Annotated in this window: 9 protein-coding genes; 2 read left to right on the plus strand and 7 right to left on the minus strand. The window is 57.1% G+C overall.

Annotated features, from left to right (window positions below; translation table 11 throughout):
* Positions 1-18: 18 nt before the first annotated feature.
* Genes AACH40_RS14990 through AACH40_RS15015 form a run of 6 tightly spaced genes read right to left on the minus strand, consistent with a single transcriptional unit; the run spans position 19 to position 14,368 of the window.
* Positions 19-1,152 carry an NAD-dependent epimerase/dehydratase family protein gene (locus AACH40_RS14990; protein WP_338643083.1) on the minus strand — a complete coding sequence of 378 codons (1,134 nt, stop codon included), beginning with the start codon at positions 1,150-1,152 and terminating at the stop codon, positions 19-21.
* Positions 1,153-1,185: 33 nt separating this feature from the next.
* Positions 1,186-3,120, minus strand: a complete 1,935-nt coding sequence (locus AACH40_RS14995; RefSeq protein ID WP_338643084.1) for a GSCFA domain-containing protein — start codon at positions 3,118-3,120, stop codon at positions 1,186-1,188.
* A 29-nt stretch (positions 3,121-3,149) separates the two neighbouring features.
* The gene (locus AACH40_RS15000; RefSeq protein ID WP_338643085.1) at positions 3,150-6,674 is read right to left on the minus strand and encodes a tetratricopeptide repeat protein; all 3,525 of its coding nucleotides are present in this window, start codon (positions 6,672-6,674) and stop codon (positions 3,150-3,152) included.
* Positions 6,675-6,714: 40 nt separating this feature from the next.
* Positions 6,715-9,015 carry a glycosyltransferase gene (locus AACH40_RS15005; RefSeq protein ID WP_338643086.1) on the minus strand — a complete coding sequence of 767 codons (2,301 nt, stop codon included), beginning with the start codon at positions 9,013-9,015 and terminating at the stop codon, positions 6,715-6,717.
* Positions 9,015-10,553 carry a hypothetical protein gene (locus AACH40_RS15010; RefSeq protein ID WP_338643087.1) on the minus strand — a complete coding sequence of 513 codons (1,539 nt, stop codon included), beginning with the start codon at positions 10,551-10,553 and terminating at the stop codon, positions 9,015-9,017. The genes AACH40_RS15005 and AACH40_RS15010 overlap by 1 nt, the downstream gene beginning before the upstream one ends.
* Positions 10,550-14,368: a hypothetical protein gene (locus tag AACH40_RS15015; protein ID WP_338643088.1), complete on the minus strand. Its 3,819-nt coding sequence runs from the start codon at positions 14,366-14,368 to the stop codon at positions 10,550-10,552. The genes AACH40_RS15010 and AACH40_RS15015 overlap by 4 nt, the downstream gene beginning before the upstream one ends.
* Before the next feature lie 139 nt (positions 14,369-14,507).
* Between AACH40_RS15015 and AACH40_RS15020 the strand changes: the two genes are divergently transcribed.
* Both AACH40_RS15020 and AACH40_RS15025 read left to right on the plus strand, forming a co-directional pair.
* Complete coding sequence (locus AACH40_RS15020; protein WP_338643089.1) at positions 14,508-15,209, plus strand: hypothetical protein; 702 nt, start codon at positions 14,508-14,510, stop codon at positions 15,207-15,209.
* Positions 15,202-16,287 (plus strand): GSCFA domain-containing protein, encoded by a 1,086-nt coding sequence (locus tag AACH40_RS15025; RefSeq protein WP_338643090.1) that lies wholly within the window; start codon positions 15,202-15,204, stop codon positions 16,285-16,287. The genes AACH40_RS15020 and AACH40_RS15025 overlap by 8 nt, the downstream gene beginning before the upstream one ends.
* Before the next feature lie 89 nt (positions 16,288-16,376).
* Here the strand turns inward: AACH40_RS15025 and AACH40_RS15030 are convergent, their stop codons facing one another.
* The gene (locus AACH40_RS15030) at positions 16,377-17,669 is read right to left on the minus strand and encodes a capsular biosynthesis protein (protein ID WP_338643091.1); all 1,293 of its coding nucleotides are present in this window, start codon (positions 17,667-17,669) and stop codon (positions 16,377-16,379) included.
* Positions 17,670-17,684: the final 15 nt, after the last annotated feature.

Here is a 17,684-nt window from a genome sequence, read left to right on the forward strand (position 1 = left end):
CCGCCCATTCGCCCGCCGCTATCCCATCAGATTGCGAGCCTTCAATTCAGCGTTGGCCTTGTCCAGCATGTCTTGCGGAATTGGCTGCGTTTCGACCCAGGCACAGAAGCGCCCAAGCCCCTCTTCCAGGCTGATTGCCGGACGGAAGCCAGTGGCCGCCTCCAGCGCCGCCAGATCGGCGAAGTTGTGCCGGATGTCCCCCACGCGATATTGCGCCGTAACGTGCGGCTTCGTCTCTGATCCCATCAGCTGAGCGAGTAGCGTGGCGACTTCCATGATCGAGGTCGGTTCGCCGTATCCTACGTTGGCAAGCGCGCCGCTGAGGGCAGGCTTTTCCACAAACCGCAATACGGCATTTGCGACATCCTCCACGTGGACAAAGTCGCGCGTCTCCTCCCCGTCCTCGAAGACCGGAAGGGATAGTCCAAGCCTTAGACGCGTCGAGAAGATCGACAGGATGCCGGTGTAGGGGTTCTGCAGGGACTGGCCTTCACCATAGACATTCTGAAAGCGCAGGATTGCATATGCCAGTCCCTGTGACGTGGCCGCTATCCGGATCATCTCCTCCTGCGCCAGCTTGGTGGCAGCGTAGATTGACGCAGGAGAAAGCTTGTCATCCTCTCGCGTAGCCGTCTCGGCAATGCCGGCGCCACAGCGGGGGCACTTCGGCGTCCAGTCATGCGCTGCAAGATCCGCCGGCAGCCTGGAATTCGGGAAGCACCGCTGTCCTGATGGTTCGCAATCATGGCAGACATACGCGCCCTCGCCGTAGACCGAACGACTGGAAGCGAGCACGATGTTGCGGACTTCGGTCTTGGTGTTTGCCAGAATATCCAGCAACACGGCCGTGCCTTGCACGTTGACGCGATAATAGCGGTCAATTTCGTACATGGATTGACCGGTACCGGTTTCCGCAGCCAGGTGGACGACGGTATCGATGCCGGCAAGGGCACGCTCGATATCTGCCCGCACGGTGACGTCACCCAGGACGAATTCAACGCCTTCGGGGGGCGCGAACGCAGCATTTTCGCCGTGAATCTGTGGTGAAAGATTATCAAGCAGGCGCACCGAATGTCCGGCAGCCTTGGCCAGACGCGTAAGATGGGTACCGATGAACCCAGCACCGCCCGTGATCAGAATATTCTTCGACATCTCGCTCTTTCGATCTTGCTTAAGCGGGGATTCTCAGCGGTCGAGCCGCTCCTCCTCGCAGACGACTTTCTGCTCTTCGTCCAGCTCCGCGGCACGCGCGCTCGTCGCTCTTTCGAGCTCCAAGCGGCTGTAGTGCTTCAGGAACACGCGCATCACGTGGTCTACTCCGTGAGGAAGCACCGACCGGCAATCCTCAGGATCGAAATAGCTGGCTGCAAAGAAGGGATTGGAAACGATCTCGTAGCTCGGAAAATAGGACGTCGACGGATCGCTGCGACAAACGGCATCTGCGGCACTGCGAAGTATGGCCTTGCTCGCGGTCGTTGATACGAGAACATGCCGGTTTTCGAAAGTAGCGACCAGCGGGACCGGAGAAACCGTCAACAGCACCTTCACTGAAGGCTGCACCGTGCGCAGGAGGGAAAGGAAGCGGCTGAGGTCGTCGACGATCTGATCGTGGCTGAAGTTGATCGGGGCGTATCGATCCGGCGCAAGTGAACCCGAAACGACCATGGGGCACAAGGGAAAGACAGCTTCGTCATCGACGGCCTGCCACGCTTCGGTCAATCCAAGCGTGAATACCAACACGTCGACATCCCTGAACAGCGTGCGGACGGCCGCAAAATGTTCTTCCCGAGCGGCCGCAACTGCCGCGATGCTATCGAAGCCGTCGGGTTCGATCTCGGGACGAAACGGATCGACATAGCGTCCGTCCGCCCGCTGCCAGGCGGTGTCGCGCGGCTCGAAAGTACCGTGCGCGCGTTCGAACAGCTGCACCAATTGGCGGGGCGTATAGATGTTGCCATAACGTGCCGAGTACACGCCGAAGTTTCTTTGGACTCGTTCCGTTGGATCGAGGCCCTCCCCGGCTTCTGTCACAAGGTAGTTGTGTCCCGAAGCGGCCAGTCGTCTGGCAATGTGCTGCGCAAAGCAGGAACCTGCGGTACCGATGCGAGTATCCCGGTCGAGCTGAAAGCCAGGCTTGACGACCGGGTCGATGCCATCATGCCCCACGCTGGCAACGCTGCGCCGCCAGAATTGGTAGTCCGGGAATGCCCGATATGGGTTTTGCGTCTGGACATTCTGCCGGTCCGCCGTTCGCCAGAGATCCAGACGATCCATCTCTTCGGACTGCAGGCGCGGGTGGCACGACGCATCAATTCCGGCGACAGCGTAGGCTTCGTACGAAGCCGCAATGAACGACCGCAGATCGTAGGTATGGCGCGGACTCGGCTTGAACTGAAAGACGTACTCGCCGCCAGTCACTTTGAAATGCTTGGCTATTTCCGGGTAGATCGGCCAGATGACGTTGTTTGCCAGCTCATCAGCCATCAGATTCTCAGGGTAGTGGACCTGGGGTGTGATGCCTGCCTTGCCGAGCAGAAGGCGGGCCATCATCGCAATAACACCGAGCTTGGGGTGCAAGGTGTTGTGCATGAAGCAGCCGCCTGCGAGAAGGTCGTCCAGTTCCGCACTCCCCGCCAGATCAAAACGGGCGAACTGGCGGCACAGATGGGCGTTCGATTCCGCCATCGCATCGTAGTAGCCAAGCAATTGGAATACGTCGTTGCAGAAAAGCGCTTCTGTCTGACGCTCATCAAGACCGCGCAGAAATCCATAGATTGCGATAGCCGAATGGTTGGAGCCCAGAGGGCCCTTCACCAACCGACTGGCAGTTTTCGGTCGAATGAGGTCCGGATGGAAACCTGCATGGACTATCGCGGGGAAATCGATGACCTGGTGGGTGCCGCGCGCCGATTCGACGTCGGACGCGAAAGACATGATCGGGTTCTGCGCAAGGACAAGTCGGCGCTTTTCGGCCGAAAGCATCGAGGCAACATCGACGTCATCATGATAGCGAACATAATCGACCGGGACTCCGGGCAACATCCGCCGAAGACAGGCAGCAAGCGTGTCTCCCTGGCAATTGCCCAAAACGGTGATCGTCTCGATCTGTGACTCGGTCATCGGCCACTCCTCGCTATCGCATCCCGCGGTCACGCTTCCTGAAGGATCACCTGATTGAACTTATCCGAGTACCGGTTGTACTCCGTTTGGTATCGACGATTTTTGAAGCGCCGCTTGCCCTTGCCGGTCCACACCAGAGAGTCTGGCAGAAAATCCCAGTCCAGAAGAGTACGCGGCAACTGCGCGACGTTAAGCGATGGCAGCGTTCCCGAAGTTGGCTCCTTCATCGCGATGGTCAGCGCAATCTGGTCGAGAAACCACGCGACGTGTCCACTGTGAAAGGCGTCGAGGATGTAGTCGGCAGTACGCCGCATGAAATCCCGCGCCGCATCGGTGTCAGCCAAAATGATGCCACAAGCTGCCAGCGCGAGATGAGGGCGCAGTGAAAAGCGATTGCGAACCATGACGTCCGCGCCTTGCACTAGCGAGCGACACGAACTGAGGTCACCACGAACCAGGTTATCGACATCCATCACAAAATACGTTCCAGGTGCCGCGTGCATCACTTCCGAAAGACGCACGAACCGGATCGACGCGAAATAAGTCTTCCGCTGGTCATCGTCGAAATAGACCAGCCGCGCCTTTTCCTGGCTTGAACTGACACGCCCAGCGCCAAGCATGCTTTCCACCATCCGCAAGCGCGCCAGCGATTCCTCATTGGGATTGACCAGATGGACATGCAGGTTTGCGTCAGGAGAGTTTGCCGCGATCGAAGCTGCAATCGATCCGAGATAACGCAAGCAGTAGGACGTATCCATGCAGACAAACACCGTGACCCGTTCGGCTGCCGCCACGGGCAGGGTCATCTCGCTGGTCTGAAACAGGCGCGCAGATCGCTTGACATTCGGCTTGTCGAATTGCGCTCGCCAGAACGTTCCCAGTGGATCGGGACCGAAGGCCCGGGCGCGATCGAGCATCTTGGTCGCATGACCCATCATGCCCGCCCGTCCGAGCGCCACACCGATCGCTGAGATGACCTCACCGTCTGGCGGCCCCGCCAAAGTCTTCGTCAGCGCACGACTGGCCTTCATGAATTCGCTACGGGCCGAATAGGCATTGGCTTGGGTCAGTGCGGCTTCGATATTTTCAGGGTGAGCCCTAAGCACAGGGGTCAGCCTTTCAACGACCTGCTTGTGCTCGTTCTGGCAGGCCATGATCTGCGCTTCGATGACGACGAGATCTGGGCGCAGCTTTTCTAGATCAGGAACCTCGGCGAACAGTTTTTTCATCAAGGCTGCGGCTACCTCAAGTTCGTAACATTCGAGGAGAACCTGAACCTTGCTCATCGTCAATTCGACGAAGTCACCGCCGGCATTGATCGCTTCCTGGTAAGCCCCAAGTGCGTCTTCATAATTGCCGATCCGAAAATGGCAGTCCCCGACTTGCGCCAGCAAACCGGCGTTCGCAGGAAACCGATCGCGAATCGTGTCAGTCAATTCATCGATCTGGCGATATCTGTAGTCGCTCATCGCCAGCGCCAAAGTGTTGCGACAGAATGCTTCCAATCCGTCCCCTTCGCCAGCATTACGGGCCATGACCAGAGGGTCTTGCTGGATTTGAGGTAGATCCAAACCAAGAACAGTCAGGGCAAGGTATCTGCCGACCTGAGCCAAGGCGTTGGTCCAGTCGCCGCGGTCGTCGGCCTGCTGGCGAATGATTCGAGAATGGGGATACCAGACGCAGCTTTCACCCGAACCGAGCCAGTGGGCAAAAGGCGATGACGGAATCAACACGAAATTTGGAATGCCGAGACCGCCGGCAATGTGCGCGGTCGTGTGACCGATGCATATAACCAGATCCATCGCCGCAACCAGGTCGCACATCCCTTTGAGATCTTCGGTGCGGTCAATATCCTTGGCCTCGATCAAAGGTATCCCCGTTGCACGCACGGCTTCGGCGATAACTTCGTCATGTTGCCCATACTGGAGGTTGACGAGTTGAACCCCCGGCACGTCCAAAGCTCTCAGCATCTGCTGAAGGGGAACAGTCTTTTCATCGCCAACGTACGGGTTGTTGGAAGTCCAGGAGATTCCGACAAGCAAGCGACGGAAGCCGGATTTAGCCTGCAATTCCGCACGGAGCGCCTGTGTGTGGGCGGGATCGTTCTTCAGAAATGGCCGGGATGTGGCGAAGTCCAACCTTGAGCGGCGGAAGTACCGAACCAGGCTGCCGATGGGGATGTGGGCCGCGACTTCCGTCATCCACGCTCCACGCGCTTCGTTCGGCTTCACCTGTTCGACAACTGCGATCTGCGGAAATGCCGCAGCGAACACGGGGACGAGCCGCCGTTCCACTTCGAGGACGATATCGATCCCGAGCGCGATCAGATCGGGCAGTACCGAACCGTGAAGCAGGTTTTGCCCCACGCCAAAGTTGACCTCGGCCCAAACGAGCAGCTTCCCGTCGAGGTGAAGCTCTCCTGCCCAAAGCTGTTTGTTTTCCGGAGCATTGTTGAGCTTGATGAAAGTCGGAGTCAGCATCCGACCCTGGTCTTGATCAGCCGCCTCGGCAAATTCACCGGCCAGAAGCAGCGCAGATGCCAGACGTTTGCGAAGGAGAGGCGCCTTGGGATCAGGCCGCAATGCCTGTTTATAGATGGCGATCGCGTCCTCGTAGCGTGAGAAGCGCACGAGGGCGTCCCCTCGCATCTGCATCAAACGCGTGTTCTTGGGGTGATGCATCAATGCGCTCGTGGCCTCAGCCAAGGCACGATCAGGTTGCGAAAGGTTCAGGTGGAGCCATGCGATGGTGCCGGCAAGGTCAGCGAATTGCGCAGTGGCAGGCGCAAGCGTTGCGCGGAGACGATTTGCCTCCAGCATCGCGAGCTTCCAGTCTTCCTGCCCGATAATTGCTTTTATGCGCCCATTACGGGCGTCGAAGCCAGCCGGGTCCGCGGCGATCGCCCGATCAAAATACTCACGTGCCTCAGCATACCGCTCGATCTTGAGCAAAATCTTCGCGACAGCTGACAATTCCGCCGGCCCCACGGGCTCGACTGTCATGGCCCGATCGAGGAGGATGCCAGCAGCTTCGATGTCGAATTGGTCTGCTGCAACACGGGCGGCAACGAGCAGTGTGGAATTGTCGCTGAACAATTCGGGACAGAAAACCTGCTGGAAGACGACGTGGGCAATGCCTGCCTTGCCGCGCTTCACGCTCTTGAGCGCCCGCGCCACCTCGTCCCGCAGCGCATCGTTCAGTTCTGCAAGAATTGCGTCACCCTGCCCGTCAACCTCAAGCCTGATTCCAGGGATGCCCACGGGCGAGCCGTTCTCAGTGTAAAGCGATAGCTCAATACTTCGTTCACGCACATCGATGGGAAGATCAACTTCGAAGAGATGCCGTTCGGGATAGCCCTGTCCAGCAGGAATGGGCTGCCCATTTAGAGGCACCTCAAATATTGCAGCTTGGACACCGTCAATGCTGAGGGATAGCACAATTCGCTCGGCGTCATCGCTTCCCGCTGGAAGCCAGCCCCGCACTCGTCCTGCCGTGGCAAAACGCGAGCCTCGCCGATCGATCACCGCAATCAACCCACCAACATTGGGCTTCATTGCACCGCTCCCGAGTTGCTCTCAAAGTTGCATACAGAATTCAAGCGGCCATACTTCCATCAACCAACAACTCTTCGGCCGAAGCGCGGGAAAACTCGGCAGTCGCTTCGTCGAAGACACTGAGCACCTGCTCGGTGAGCCGCTCTAGGCTATACCGCTCTCGCAGCTTTACCTGGGCCGCCGTGACCTGCTTAAAACGCTGCCCGGGGTCAGCGATGAGTGCGTCGATCGCGGCCTTCCAGTCCTCGAGCGTATCGACGAGGAGACCACAGCCGTCGGCGCAAGCCGCGTCATAAGCCGTATCGCGACTGGCGATTACTGCTGCCCCGATGCTGGTGTAATCTACCCACTTCGTGTCTGCCTTGACTACATTGAAGGGAGTCTGGTGCAGCGGGCAGAGACCGATGTCCCAACGAAGGGTGCGGAATTTAGCGACGAAGCTGTCATAATCGCTCACAGGTGGCGTAGCTGTAATGCGATCGCCAAACTCCTCGAATTCGGGCGGCATCGCCATCGATCCGAACAGTTCGAAGCGCACGTCGGGATGGGATCTCAACGTCTCCACAAGAACTGGCACAAGCGCCGTCAGCTCGGGCGTCTTGTCATTGCCCATGAAGCCGATTGTCCTGACAGCCCGATTTTCTGCTTCGGAGACGACTTCCCCGGAACAATATATAGAACCCGCGAACATGTCGCGTGAAATTCCTATATCGACAAAACGCTGACGCAAACGTGGCGTCGAACAATACACAAAGTCCGCATTGTCCAACAGGTAGCGAACCGTCGACGTCCGTTCCGATCTATTGTGCTCAAGAAACTTTTTTTCCCCGAGTTCCTTGGGCACATTCAGCAGGTCATCATCGATATGGAATATCACTGGTACGCCAGCCTGACGGAGATGCTCGGCCATTGTCTGCACCTCCGGACCGCTGTATCGACAAAATACTGCCACATCGGGCCGCGCGTCATCGATCATTTTGCGCACAAAATCCGCTGCCGACCCGCTGCCGCTGCGCTTCGCCGCTGCATCCGCCGCCAGAATCTCTTTCTCGGTAATGGTGAAAATCTTCAGGGCACCAGCGCTGGCAAGCCCGGCGAGAGGCTTGAGAAAGCTGATGTGAAGCGTTGGGATGATCCCATTGGCTACAAGGAGTACCCGCTTCGGCTGTGCTCTTGACCCAATTTGAGGGCCCGCATCAGCCGTTCTCCAGCGCCCCAGAATCCCGTCAACAAGGCCTGACAATCGTGACGCAATCAAATTCGGTTCGATGTCCAGCCCACTGCGTCGCAGAAAAATCCTCTGCCTTGCCAGAAACGGTTCCGGATCGGCCGCAGCCTCGTCGGCGAACGCCGTCCAATCTTCAGTTGTCGTGACTTTGGCAAGACCCGCGTATGATGTCGTATCGATCAGCGATCCACGATCGGACCAGACGGCGGTAGGAATTCCCGCCAGAACCATATCGATCAAAACAGATGAGGGGGCCGATATTCCAAATATAAAGCCACCAAGATCTGTCTTGTACATAGGCTTATTTGCAAGAACGACGTTCTGCGGCAACTCAACGCGGTTCTTTAAAAGGAATTGTCCTCCGGGGTGCGGACGAACCGCGACCTTACGCTTACTTTTAATTTGCTCTCCAGAAAACTCCAGCAATGTTGCCAAATACGTCGACTGAAATTCGCCGACGGTGCGCATGCGAACCGAGTGCAAGTTTTCGCAAACCAACCCCGTATCCCTTGGTACACGGACGTCGCGTTGGTCGAACAGTCGATTAAGCACCATTGGCGGCCCCAATTCGACGTACTTGTCACGCTCCGAGGGACAAAGGTGGCGCAGTCTTTCACGCGGTACCCAGCCACACAGGATATCTGCTGCAAAACGCACTGCCGTGCCGTGCGCCAAAGTTTGCTCGCGGTTCTGATTGAAGCCGACGCATTCGTAACCATGCTGCACGGTGACACGCACAAACGAAGGGGGAGCGGAGAGAAAAACGTGATGGTTTACCGCATGCGCGGTCAGATTGGATTCACTCGCCGAGAACAGAATGCCGCGTCGGCCATAAAGGTCCTGCACGGCACCCAATGGAGTCTCGAACCGCACCAAACGCGCATCGAAGTCTCGAGCGAGTTCATCAATTTCCGCGCGCCAAATCCACTGCTTGTCGCGCCCTTCAAACTGTCGCGACATCAGGAAAACGAACTCAAGATCCCCCCGCAGCGCGAGCGTCCTGATGATCGGACGCAATACGCTCACATCTTGAATAAGATCGAAAAGGAATGCAGCGACCGGGGAGTCAGACACGGTCTCTGCGTTATTCGCCCTGCCGACAGATGGTGACATCACGACATCTCCGCTACGCGAGTAATTCGCTCCAGACCCATTAACGGAGATTGCAATTCGGAACGATATATTACGGTATCGGGCAGAATATCAGCGCAAACGGCTTCAATTGCATTCATGACCTCAACGTAATGTATCATCTGACCAGCGCGCGTATCGATCATGTAACTCTTGATTCTTTTAAGAGTGCTCCAAGAAGGATGATCAACTTTTCGCAGAATGAACGGATACAGCGAATCTTCACCCAATTCCTCGCAGGACTGCTTCCTTATTTCGGGTTGCAGCGCTTCAATACCCGCTTTCGACAGTCGTATTTCAATATTTTCACCAGCATCGTCGAAAGAAAAAAGTACGTCCAATCTACGCGAAGTTCGTGAAAATGGAGTCCCGATCGACAGAATGGCACGTTCGCTACAATAGGAGAAGGCAGAAGCCGAAGTACGGCTACCATGAAGCACAGCCATTGCCTTTGCCTTGCGTCGGGCCAGTCGCCGCGCCAGAGCACCGCCTTTTACATTCAGCTTGCCCAAGAACGAGAGCAGACGCTTCGCTTCAACGCCTGGGTCAGCCAACGCATCCATGCACGACGCAAGGTCCGTCACTGTGTCGGGCCGCAACTTCAACGAGCCAGTTTCGAGATCGGACAATATGTCGCGGGCATCTCGGTACCGGAAGTCTCGGATCGCACCGTACAGATCGAAGCCGGCAGACAGTATCTGCGTGCCGCCAGTCAACGCGCTGATTCCGCGGTTGAGCGATTTTGCGATGCTGAAATTTTGATGATTTACAGGTAAAAACGAGACCAACGCCTCATCGAGCGCCGTCCGTTCGCGTTCTTCAGTCCATTCTTCTAGCTGAAGTTGCAGCCCCATTCCCCGCAGTTGCGCGAGGGTTGCAGCATGCAGCGCTCGTAGATTCGTGACCACATTCACGTGAACATCGAATCCTGTTGACGCGAGCGGCTGCAACGCAGTTCCGAACGCCGCGAGATCGGCGAGGCCCACGGGAAACATCGGATTGTCGCCAATCCCGAACCAAAGCACATCTATACGACGAGATTCCAGCGCACGGCGCGATTTCTCGGCCAGACGGGTTGCAAGGCGCTCACGATCCAGTTGATCGAAGGGATCATTTAGCACGTGCGAGGGTATGTTCTGAGCAAATTCGGCCACAACTTCCCGCATTCGCTCCGTGGAACACAGGAAAAAATCAACTCTCGAGGTCATCTGGCGAAGAAATTCGCGATGCTGTAGACTCGGACTTATTCCTTGACTGAAATAGTCATCGAACATGTCAACGCCAACGATTACCCCACGTTCGCGAAGGTATTCGGCTGCAAGTACGGCCCGCACATCAGTGCACTTACTCAATATGACGACGTCGGTATCCACAATCCAAGCGTCATCAAGACGGTCGATCGCATCCACAACAAGCTGTGCACCTAGCGCTTCCATGTGCGGTGCAATCCGCCGGTACCGGATGCGAACACCAGCGCGGTCAAGCCAAAGATCAGACTGGACGAGCGCCCGGACTTTCACCGGCGCATTTCCCGAATGACCGTTGCGCGCTCAAAAACTGTCGCCCAGGAATAGGGCCGCGCCATGCTGTGTGCGATAGCATCCGGGAAATCCTCGCTGCGGACAGCATGGCGTGTCGCGGCCCGAACGAGCGTCGTGCAAAGGTTCGAAAAGCCCTCTTGCAGAGCGCGAATACCGAAATCGAGATCGAACATTGCTGCGGGGAAGCGGAAAGCATCGAAGCCATTCAGAGCTTTCCACGCCTTCGCGCTGATCAAGCAACACAGCGCCTGATTGGCGACGACCGGATATGTCGCCGCCGGAATGATCTTGCTCACGTCAACGTGGCTGAAATCAAAGACCGGCTCGCCACTCAATGAAACGCGGGTCGGGAAATAGCCGGCGGAGTGTACGACCGCATCCTCGCCATCATCATGTTCCGTAACGAGTGCGCACGCCGCCGTCGCAGTTCCTTCGGCCTGGACCATTCCGGCCAACAGCGCCATTGTTCTTGGGTCGGAAAGGACCACACTAGGGTCAACGAACAGCAGCGCGTCCCCGTTCGCTCTTTCTGCAGCGGCGTTGAGCCTTGTGGCTCGCGGAAGGTGTGCGCCAGGAACTGCGACGAGGTCCCAATCCGATTGCGGTAACGGCCGCTCCTCGTCCCAACCCGCGAGGATGACCTCAATCTTTCCCGCCGAAACTTGATTCGACAGCGATGCAAGACAAGACGCAAGTGCCTTCTCGTCACCGCCAGCGTCGATGATAGCAGAAAAGAAGATTCCGCTAGCGGGCAGATTACTGGATACTCCCAAGTCCTGATCCGGCGAAACCGGCATCAGAGGGTCTCCCTGCCAGACTAACCGGTTGTAGTATCGCACTGCCAGCGGGAAGGTCGGTGCTCCCGGAACGCTAGCCGATTCAAATTGCCGATTCACAATTACCGGTACATGCGCAGGCAAGGCAGCGTGCTGCGCAACTGGAAATCCAGTTCCATAAGGTATGCTCAAATCCGCCAATGGTTTGAGCGTCGCAGCATCGACGATCGCGACGCGCGCTGTGCAGGGACAATTCGACAAACGGCGTGATACGATCGCAAAAAGCGACGGGACAGTATCGCAAGGCAATTGCAGCACCGCAGGAGCACCGGTCCTCTCGGCAATCTTGATGGGTTGGGCGCTTGCCAAGGAAGCGACCAATTGATCGCGCTGGGGTGGGGCGCTGCTGGCAACGGTTCCGAGAGCCAGACCAAAACGCGCAGCCAGGCCGGAAATCACGGAAGGACGGAAGATCGGCTCGGTTCCGGTCGCCCCGCGCATGTCAATTTCGATCCGCCCAACAGTGAACGTATCCGGCCCTCCTGACCAACCCAGAAGCTCCATTGCGAGGGTCCTGCTATAGTCGGCCAAGGTGACCATGGTTCCGGGCGCCGCTTCGATCACGGCGAGCTCCCCGTAATGCAAGCCGCCGCGGAGCAGCGATGGAAACGGAATCACCATCGCGTCAATCAATGCCCCATCGGGAGAGCAGAATGCCACGAGAAGTTCGCCAATGGGGTCTAGGAGATCGACCGCAGCAAGATCGGCCTCGGTTCCGCACAACCTGGCTTCGCCAACCGCGATTACCGAGTTGTCAGAGCCAAACTGAAATACTCGGACGACCCCGCTTTGACCGTTTGCGAAACGCAGGGTCAAAGTATTGGGGCCATCGTGCCAAGCGTCTGTCAAATGCTCAATGCCAAGGCCCGGAGAGCTCAATAAAGCAAATGGCGATGGACAAGATACGGGATTACCAGCCAATCTTACCGCATCGGCCTCACCGGTTCTCAGCGACGCAAACAAAGCCACTCGATGGACAGCATTGCCAACAGGTGCACCATTGGGTAGCCGGGCAATTACCACCCCGCCTACCGTCAACGGCCGACCGTCCTGCTGCGCCGCGAGTTGGTCCAACGGCACGTAGGGTTCACGCCGAACCGTTACTGGTGCAAGGAGCCCTTTCCAAGTCTGCCGCCGGGGCGGCCGCTTACTGATAAGTTCGCTCTTTTGTGGAGCAATATCGGCCGGCGCCACCTGGGCAAGCGCTGGCTCAGGAGACTTTGCTTTCGAACCCGAAACACCCTTCGCCGCATCAGCGCCGCCAGCGCTGTTGAGCGACCGACGCCTGCGGCCCTCATCCCGGCCAAATTCTAGATAATGGACGAGGGGGTTCAATCCTGCCGACTGTACGTCTGGATTTTCCGACAGATACCATTTCGAGTTGAACGCGGCACTTGGGTGCCTGCCTTCTGCTCCGCCAAACTTGATAAAGTGGTCCAGCGGATCGGCGCCGGCAGCAATCACATCTGGATAACGCGCTGCGTAGAACTTTTCATCGAAAAGTCCGCTTGAGATGATGAGTGCGCGAATTACTCGATTTCGCCGCTCCTTGCGTCGCGCCTTCGGCGACAAAGGCAAGGTGAAGTCGGGCAGCGCGAAAGTCGCCCTGCCCTGCCTTTGCGGCGCCATGGCAAGGCGTGCGTTCGCCGCCGCTCGATCAAGCAATTCATCCTGCAAGCCGTTCAACTGCGCTTCTCGAACGCTTGCTTCTTGTTGCAATTTCTTCACGGAAGCTTGTGAAGCAGCGAGCGACTTTCGAAGGCTGGATGCTTCGACGTTGGCTGCCTTCGCCTCTGCCTGCTGAGCAATCTCGATCAATTTAAGCCGCGATACGTCAGCTTCTGCGACGGCCAGCTTCTCCGTCAACGACGCAACGTCGTCTGACAGCTGCGCTATGGATTGGGAGAAGATCGCGTTCTGTTCAGTCAGGATTTCCGTCTCGTTTCCAGCGTCGCGGAAAATCTCGGCCCAACGCGCCTCCATGAGAGCGACCTGGTTGTTCAATTCATCCGAACGAGCCGGCATGGACTCAGATTGACGAGATATTGGATCAGCACACAATTGCAGTTCAGCAATCTGCCTGGACAACTCCGTGCATCTGTTGCGCAAGCGACGCATTTCGTGCCCGAGCACTGTGATCGTCGTGGTCAGAAGAGGACGGACCTGGCCAAACGCGCCCGCAACGACATCAATGCGATCTCGCCCCGCCTGATCTTCGCCCCCAAGCGCCCAGCGCTCGACTGTCGCCACTACTTCACCGATCCAACGACCGAGTTCTCCGGACGGCAAGTCCAAATGAGGCGCCTGACAAACCTCGATGTTGCGGACCGCCTTCTGCTCAAGGCTTGGCTGGCCCAGATCAATTGCCACCCGTCGTGCAACAGCTTCTGCATCGGATTGCAGCGATGCGGTGATCACATGCGACCGATGCAGGCCACGCCCGGCCTTTTCCATCTCCAGAAAGCGAGACAGCCAGACTGCATCACTTGAAGCACCAGGTTCATTGAAATACTCGGGAACAAGACCCTGGTCGCGCGCCTGAAAATTGTAGATAGCGATGACGACAGGCCGAATATGGGCTGCCTCGAGTGCATCTCTCCAAAATGGCAGCAAAACACCCGTCGACGGGTCATCAATCAACCCATGGGCACGGCTGGACCAATTCCTGGACAAAAGATCTACAGCACGGCCACGAAGGGAGGCATGAAGAGCAGAACCTAACCACGATTCAGCTAGTGGCTCGAACGACAGGCTGTCAGCGCCAAATGCTGCCAGCACGTCCGCATTCAGACTAGCAACCGCAGCGGAGAAATCGGCACTCTCCGGACCCAATGCACCCCAATTCTTGCGCAGCACAAATGACAGTGCGCTTACGTCGGTACCTTGCAACCCTGCGAGCAATATACATGTTTTTCGATCGCCTGCGGCCCCATCATCAACAGCCCAATCAAATGACATTGCAGCAGGTTTTCCAATTATTCTCGACTGGTATCTCGCGTCTCCATGCCCTATGGCCGGAGGGTAAGTCAACGTCCGCACTCACACCGTTCGAGGCTCGACGGAAATAGCCAAATGATTCTGGAGTCAGCGCGATCTCATGCCAAATGACACATCGCTAAATCTGAAAATCCTCGTTTTGGGCGAAAGCCACGCTACTGCAATTTCTAGAGCTGCAGAAGAATTATCGCTCGAAACAATTAAAGCATTTGATGTAAGAAGGGGCAGTCCTTCAAAGAAATTTTGCAGAGATCAATATAGTTCATTAAAGCCAGAAGTGCTCGTTTTGGCATTTGGTGGTACAGAGCATAATATCGTAGGCTTAATCGAAGCCGATCCCAAGTTCGATTTTTATTGGCCCCCTTTCAGTGACTACTGCAGCGATCGCCATTTGTTGCCTGCGAGTGCTTTGGAGGAACTTCTGCGTCACCGGATCAGGAGTGGCCTGGATCGCGCACTGGACGCGCGAAGCGCCTTCGATTGCCCCGCATTTGCACTTGCTCCGCCGCCACCTTTTCGCAAAGTCGATGAAATGACGCTGTTGCCAAGCGCTTTTTCGGGTCTGCTCGAAGCGGGAATTACGCCTGCACCTATTCGGCGAAAGCTTTATGCCATGGGCTGCGCTTTGATGCGCGAGGCCTACGCCAGCCACGGCATACCTCTGATCGAGGCACCGACCGCTGCGCTTGACGAAGATGGCTATCTACATCGGCATTTGTGGGGGCGAGATCCCACACATGGCAATCACCGGTATGGAAGCCTGGTTCTCGATCGATTGAGCGAGGAGGCCATCAATGCGTAAGCGCCACCCCTATTTGGGTCGACCCGACTATCAATTCTGGCGCAAGGATCCTGCGCTTGACGACAAGCGCCTTTTCGATCCCGTGGGCACACCTTCGTTCCAGATCGGCGAACGCGACAAGATTGCCACTGCCGGCAGCTGCTTTGCTCAGCACGTAGCGCGATTTCTGGCCAATGCCGGCTTCGACTTCCTCGTCACCGAGAAGCCCCACCCCGTGCTGTCGCAAGGCGTTGCTGCGAAGCTCAATTACGGCCTGTTCACAGCGCGTTACGGGAACATCTACAGCACCCGTCAACTTCGCCAGCTGCTGGAACGCGCCTACGGCATTTTCGAACCCATCGACGATGCTTGGCAGCGTTCGGATGGTAGGTTCGTTGATCCGTTTCGGCCCCAGATTCTTCCAGGCGGCTATGTGACGCCTGACGAATTGCGCCTTGATCGCGCGATCCACCTCGCAGCAGTGCGCCAGGCGATAGAGCAAATGGATATTTTCGTTTTCACGCTCGGCCTGACGGAGACGTGGTGTGACAGGCGGGACGGTGCTGTCTACCCCTTGGCGCCCGGGGTTGCCGGCGGAACGTACGAAGATTCCATTCACGAATTTCACAATCTTGACGTGACTGAAGTCGCGGCCGACCTGCAGTGGAGCCTCGATTTTATTCGCACGAAAAATCCGACCGTTCGATTCATTCTGACCGTGTCCCCTGTTCCCCTCAATGCGACGGCGATTGACAGGCATGTCGCCGTATCGACTGCCTATTCCAAGGCGGTCCTGCGCGTAGCCGCTGAGCAAGTCGTGGCATCGAATGAACTGTGCGACTATTTCCCCTCATATGAGATCATCACGAGCCCGTTCACAAGGGCTGCTTACTTTGAGGATGATGCCCGCGAAATTCGTGAGACCGGCGTCAAGCACGTCATGTCTTTATTTCTCAAGCACTACACGACGGCCAATAATTCGCCAGTTAAAGTGTCGGAACCCGTTATCGCGAAGGCGCCGCGCCAACCGTCGCGCAACGAGCAAGCCGAAGCTCTGATGCAGGTTCTTTGTGACGAAGAGGCAATTGATAACGAATGACGCCACGCATGCTCAGGCCTTAAATGCCGCTTTCGGTGAATGAAAACGCCCAAGTTAGCCTAATCTTGGATGGGGAGCCTTCACCGTGCTCATTCCGGCGTGATCGGCGCTCCCTCGAGCCGGGCGATCGCGTGACGCACGACCATTGCGAGCGCCTTTTCCGAAAAGAAACCTCCGGGGATCAGGCAGCGATCGATCAGCACGCGCTGAAATGCAGCGAACGTCGCCGCATCCGGCTCAACCGGATTGAGCCAGAATGAATCCAGGCCATCCTGATGAGTCACACTCGGGATATTGTAGATTGCGCTTCCAAGCACCACCACTGGCTTGCTTAGCATCAAGCCCAAGGTTCCACTGGTGCTGTTAATCGTTACCATCCCGAGGGAAGCTCGCGCGACCGGAACAATGTCACCGCCGGGCAAATAGTCGATCCTATGCCCCACGCCGAACTCATGGCCAATTTCGAAAGTTATTCTTCGCCAGTCACGGACCCAATTGTCTAGCGGGTGCTCCTTGACCAGAAGCCTGGTCTTCGGGGAGGAATGCTTCGCAAACGACGCGATCACTGTACGCAGGGCTTCTGCCATTCCGGAGAAGGGAGAATGCAACAGAATTTGGGCATCCGAATCGAGTTGTAGCGGGAACAAGAAGAAGGGAGATGCGGTTCCGTTTTCTATACGCGATAGAATACGCCCCGTTTCAAAATCCCGCTTCTTGCGCTGCAGAATCTTGCGGGCCCAGCCCTTGCCCTCGACAAGGGGCGGCCAAGGGCGATGGTTATCCCAATTTGAGTAATACCAGCGCGTGGTCACGTCGGCGACGTTATAGAGCAATCCTTCAAGTGCGCGCCTGCGAAAGGATGACGGCACTTGGCGGTGCTCTGGCACCGGAGGCAAGGTGGCAGCCATGGACCGGAACCATTCCGGGTCACTGGGAAGGCTCGAGTGGCCATTGACACCCTCACGTTCGAGCGTGACCCAGTCCGGCCGGATGTACCCTTCCTCGAAGACGTGGACGGCAACACCGAGTTCACGACAGACCCGCGTCGCGCGAATGTGATGCTGGCGACAGTCACCGAAAAGGATGACGTCCGTGATACGTCGCTCGGCAAGAATTTGTGCGAAGGCAGCGGGCCACGCTTCAAGCGTGCCGCGATAGTCGATTCCGTTCGGCAGCCGCCAATAAAGCCGATCGCCCCCGTTGAAGTTAACCTTGTGAACCTCGTGCCCGGCGGCGCGGAGGCCTTGCCCCAGACGACGGAACAGCGGCCCCATCAGGCCTTGCAGCAGCAAGATCCGCCGCTTCTCTGGCGCAATTGATCCCAATGTCACGGATTTGCGCGAATTATCCGACGAAACAGGTATGCTGACAGTATCGGCCAAGGACATCCGCCCGGC

It is taken from the genome of Novosphingobium olei (genome assembly GCF_037076535.1).
Classification (GTDB): Bacteria; Pseudomonadota; Alphaproteobacteria; order Sphingomonadales; family Sphingomonadaceae; genus Novosphingobium; species Novosphingobium olei.

Excerpts from the sequence above, each read along its gene's own strand:
- AACH40_RS14990 (WP_338643083.1), bottom strand. The coding sequence starts at position 1,152 with ATGTCGAAGAATATTCTGATCACGGGCGGTGCTGGGTTCATCGGTACC.
- AACH40_RS14995 (WP_338643084.1), bottom strand. The coding sequence starts at position 3,120 with ATGACCGAGTCACAGATCGAGACGATCACCGTTTTGGGCAATTGCCAG.
- AACH40_RS15000 (WP_338643085.1), bottom strand. The coding sequence starts at position 6,674 with ATGAAGCCCAATGTTGGTGGGTTGATTGCGGTGATCGATCGGCGAGGC.
- AACH40_RS15005 (WP_338643086.1), bottom strand. The coding sequence starts at position 9,015 with ATGTCACCATCTGTCGGCAGGGCGAATAACGCAGAGACCGTGTCTGAC.
- AACH40_RS15015 (WP_338643088.1), bottom strand. The coding sequence starts at position 14,368 with ATGTCATTTGATTGGGCTGTTGATGATGGGGCCGCAGGCGATCGAAAA.
- AACH40_RS15020 (WP_338643089.1), top strand. The coding sequence starts at position 14,508 with ATGCCAAATGACACATCGCTAAATCTGAAAATCCTCGTTTTGGGCGAA.
- AACH40_RS15025 (WP_338643090.1), top strand. The coding sequence starts at position 15,202 with ATGCGTAAGCGCCACCCCTATTTGGGTCGACCCGACTATCAATTCTGG.